This is a genomic window from Neisseria sp. HMSC70E02 (genome assembly GCF_001838645.1).
In the GTDB taxonomy this organism is placed as follows: domain Bacteria; phylum Pseudomonadota; class Gammaproteobacteria; order Burkholderiales; family Neisseriaceae; genus Neisseria; species Neisseria macacae.
Genome location: NZ_KV838069.1, coordinates 1 through 3,516, shown reverse-complemented (window position 1 = coordinate 3,516; position 3,516 = coordinate 1). Strand labels below are relative to the sequence as shown.

Annotated in this window: 3 protein-coding genes; all 3 read left to right on the top strand. The window is 47.6% G+C overall.

Annotated features, from left to right (window positions below):
* Positions 1-304 precede the first annotated feature (304 nt).
* The 3 genes from rpsL to fusA all read left to right on the top strand — a co-directional run bounded on the left by rpsL (position 305) and on the right by fusA (position 3,388).
* Positions 305-676 (top strand): 30S ribosomal protein S12, encoded by a 372-nt coding sequence (gene rpsL, locus HMPREF3277_RS02070; RefSeq protein WP_002218431.1) that lies wholly within the window; start codon positions 305-307, stop codon positions 674-676.
* Between the two features lie 117 nt (positions 677-793).
* Positions 794-1,264 (top strand): 30S ribosomal protein S7, encoded by a 471-nt coding sequence (rpsG, locus tag HMPREF3277_RS02065; protein WP_003745196.1) that lies wholly within the window; start codon positions 794-796, stop codon positions 1,262-1,264.
* Between the two features lie 18 nt (positions 1,265-1,282).
* The gene (fusA, locus tag HMPREF3277_RS02060; RefSeq protein ID WP_003760496.1) at positions 1,283-3,388 is read left to right on the top strand and encodes an elongation factor G; all 2,106 of its coding nucleotides are present in this window, start codon (positions 1,283-1,285) and stop codon (positions 3,386-3,388) included.
* Positions 3,389-3,516 lie beyond the last annotated feature (128 nt).

Below are 3,516 nucleotides of genomic sequence, written 5' to 3'. Positions count from 1 at the left end.
GCCTTGTCCTGATTTAAATTTAATCCACTATATCAATGCCGTTGTGAAAAGTACGGTGGGAAAGGTGGCTCTAATGGAGTTGCGAACTGACTTATTTTTAATAAAGGTCGTCTGAAATAGGGAGTGCAGAGTTTGAGAACTCTTTATCCATTTCAGACGACCTCAGTTGCTAAATAGTTCTTAGTTAATACAAAATACCAACTTTTCTCTACCGTTTGCTTGACTAAACTCTTGCAATAAAAATATAATTCCACTCTTGCCGACATGGTGTCGGCAAGTATTTAACTCAACAGGACGAGAAAATATGCCAACTATCAACCAATTGGTACGCAAAGGCCGTCAAAAGCCCGTGTACGTAAACAAAGTGCCTGCACTGGAAGCCTGTCCGCAAAAACGCGGCGTATGCACCCGTGTATACACGACTACCCCTAAAAAACCTAACTCTGCATTGCGTAAAGTATGTAAAGTTCGTCTGACCAACGGTTTTGAAGTCATTTCATACATCGGCGGTGAAGGCCATAACCTGCAAGAGCACAGCGTCGTACTGATTCGCGGCGGTCGTGTAAAAGACTTGCCGGGTGTACGTTACCACACTGTACGCGGTTCCTTGGATACTGCAGGTGTTAAAGACCGTAAACAAGCCCGTTCTAAATACGGTGCTAAGCGTCCTAAATAATTACAGGGACTTAAATAGGCACGTCGGCCGCCTAAGCTGAACAACGGCCGAGTAAGTGAATACTCTTTTGGGTATTCATGGGAATTGACCCGACTGAATAGATTAAAGGAAATTAAAATGCCAAGACGTAGAGAAGTCCCCAAGCGCGATGTGTTGCCTGATCCTAAATTCGGCAGCGTCGAGCTGACTAAATTCATGAACGTATTGATGATTGACGGTAAAAAATCTGTTGCCGAACGTATCGTTTACGGTGCATTGGAGCAAATTGAGAAAAAAACCGGCAAAGCAGCAATCGAAGTATTCAACGAAGCCATTGCAAACGCCAAACCTATCGTGGAAGTGAAAAGCCGCCGTGTGGGTGGTGCAAACTACCAAGTTCCTGTTGAGGTTCGTCCTTCACGCCGTCTGGCTCTTGCAATGCGCTGGGTTCGCGATGCAGCCCGCAAACGTGGTGAGAAATCCATGGACCTGCGTTTGGCAGGCGAGTTGATTGATGCGTCCGAAGGTCGTGGCGGTGCGTTGAAAAAACGTGAAGAAGTACACCGCATGGCTGAAGCCAACAAAGCATTCTCTCACTTCCGTTTCTAATTTTGAAAGGCTAATAAAATGGCTCGTAAGACCCCGATCAGCCTGTACCGCAACATCGGTATTTCCGCCCATATTGACGCGGGTAAAACCACTACTACAGAACGTATTTTGTTCTATACCGGTTTGACCCACAAATTGGGCGAGGTACATGATGGCGCGGCTACTACCGACTACATGGAACAAGAGCAAGAGCGTGGTATTACCATTACCTCCGCTGCCGTTACTTCCTACTGGTCCGGTATGGCGAAACAATTCCCAGAACACCGCTTCAACATTATCGACACACCAGGACACGTTGACTTTACCGTAGAGGTAGAGCGTTCTATGCGTGTATTGGATGGTGCGGTAATGGTTTACTGTGCGGTGGGTGGTGTTCAACCGCAATCTGAAACCGTATGGCGTCAAGCCAACAAATACCAAGTTCCACGCTTGGCGTTTGTAAATAAAATGGACCGTCAAGGTGCCAACTTCTTCCGCGTTGTCGAGCAAATGAAAACCCGTTTGCGCGCAAACCCAGTACCTATCGTTATTCCGGTAGGCGCAGAAGACAGTTTCACCGGTGTTGTTGACCTGCTGAAAATGAAATCTATCATCTGGAATGAAGCCGATAAAGGTACAACCTTTACCTATGGCGACATTCCCGCTGAATTGGTTGAAACTGCTGAAGAATGGCGTCAAAACATGATTGAAGCCGCAGCTGAAGCCAGCGAAGAATTGATGGACAAATACTTGGGCGGCGACGAGCTGACCGAGGAAGAAATCGTAGGGGCATTGCGTCAACGTACTTTGGCAGGCGAAATTCAGCCGATGTTGTGCGGTTCCGCATTTAAAAACAAAGGTGTTCAACGTATGTTGGACGCAGTTGTAGAATTGCTGCCTGCTCCTACCGATATTCCTCCGGTTCAAGGTGTTAACCCTAACACTGAAGAAGCCGACAGCCGCCAAGCCAGCGATGAAGAGAAATTCTCTGCATTAGCGTTCAAAATGTTGAACGACAAATACGTTGGTCAGCTGACTTTCATCCGCGTTTACTCTGGCGTCGTGAAATCCGGTGATACCGTATTGAACTCTGTAAAAGGTACTCGTGAACGTATCGGTCGTTTGGTACAAATGACTGCTGCAGACCGTACTGAAATCGAGGAAGTACGTGCTGGCGACATCGCAGCCGCTATCGGTCTGAAAGACGTTACTACCGGTGAAACCTTGTGTGCAGAAAGCGCGCCGATCATCTTGGAACGTATGGAATTCCCTGAGCCGGTAATCCATATTGCCGTTGAGCCGAAAACCAAAGCCGACCAAGAGAAAATGGGTATCGCCTTGAACCGTCTGGCTAAGGAAGACCCTTCTTTCCGTGTCCGTACAGACGAGGAATCCGGTCAAACCATTATTTCCGGTATGGGTGAGCTGCACTTGGAAATTATTGTTGACCGTATGAAACGCGAATTCGGCGTGGAAGCGAATATCGGTGCGCCTCAAGTGGCTTACCGCGAAACCATCCGCAAAGAAGTTGAAGCCGAATACAAACACGCCAAACAATCCGGTGGTAAAGGTCAATACGGTCACGTTGTGATCAAAATGGAACCTATGGAGCCGGGTGGCGCAGGTTACGAATTTATCGACGAAATTAAAGGTGGTGTGATTCCTCGCGAATTCATTCCGTCTGTCGATAAAGGTATCCGCGATACCCTGCCTAACGGTATTGTTGCAGGCTACCCAGTAGTTGACGTACGCGTACGTTTGATCTTCGGTTCTTCACACGACGTCGACTCCTCTCAACTGGCCTTCGAATTGGCTGCTTCCCAAGCCTTCAAAGAAGGTATGCGTAAAGCCAATCCTGCTCTGCTTGAGCCAATCATGGCAGTTGAAGTGGAAACTCCTGAAGAATACATGGGTGACGTAATGGGCGACTTGAACCGTCGTCGCGGCGTCGTATTGGGTATGGATGATGACGGTATCGGCGGTAAAAAAGTCCGTGCCGAAGTACCTCTGGCAGAAATGTTCGGTTATTCTACCGACCTGCGTTCTGCAACCCAAGGCCGCGCTACTTACTCTATGGAGTTCAAGAAATATTCTGAAGCTCCTGCCCACATAGCTGCTGCTGTAACTGAAGCCCGTAAAGGCTAATCAGGCAAATAGGTCGTCTGAAAGGCTGAAATGATTTTTCAGACGACCTCTGTTCTTTAATCGATCTTTAATGTAAAGGAATTAGCTCATGGCTAAGGAAAAATTTGAACGTAGCAAACCGCACGTAA

What these genes read in the sequence shown, in the direction of transcription:
- rpsL (WP_002218431.1), top strand. Translation starts at nt 305, where the DNA reads ATGCCAACTATCAACCAATTGGTACGCAAAGGCCGTCAAAAGCCCGTG.
- rpsG (WP_003745196.1), top strand. Translation starts at nt 794, where the DNA reads ATGCCAAGACGTAGAGAAGTCCCCAAGCGCGATGTGTTGCCTGATCCT.
- fusA (WP_003760496.1), top strand. Translation starts at nt 1,283, where the DNA reads ATGGCTCGTAAGACCCCGATCAGCCTGTACCGCAACATCGGTATTTCC.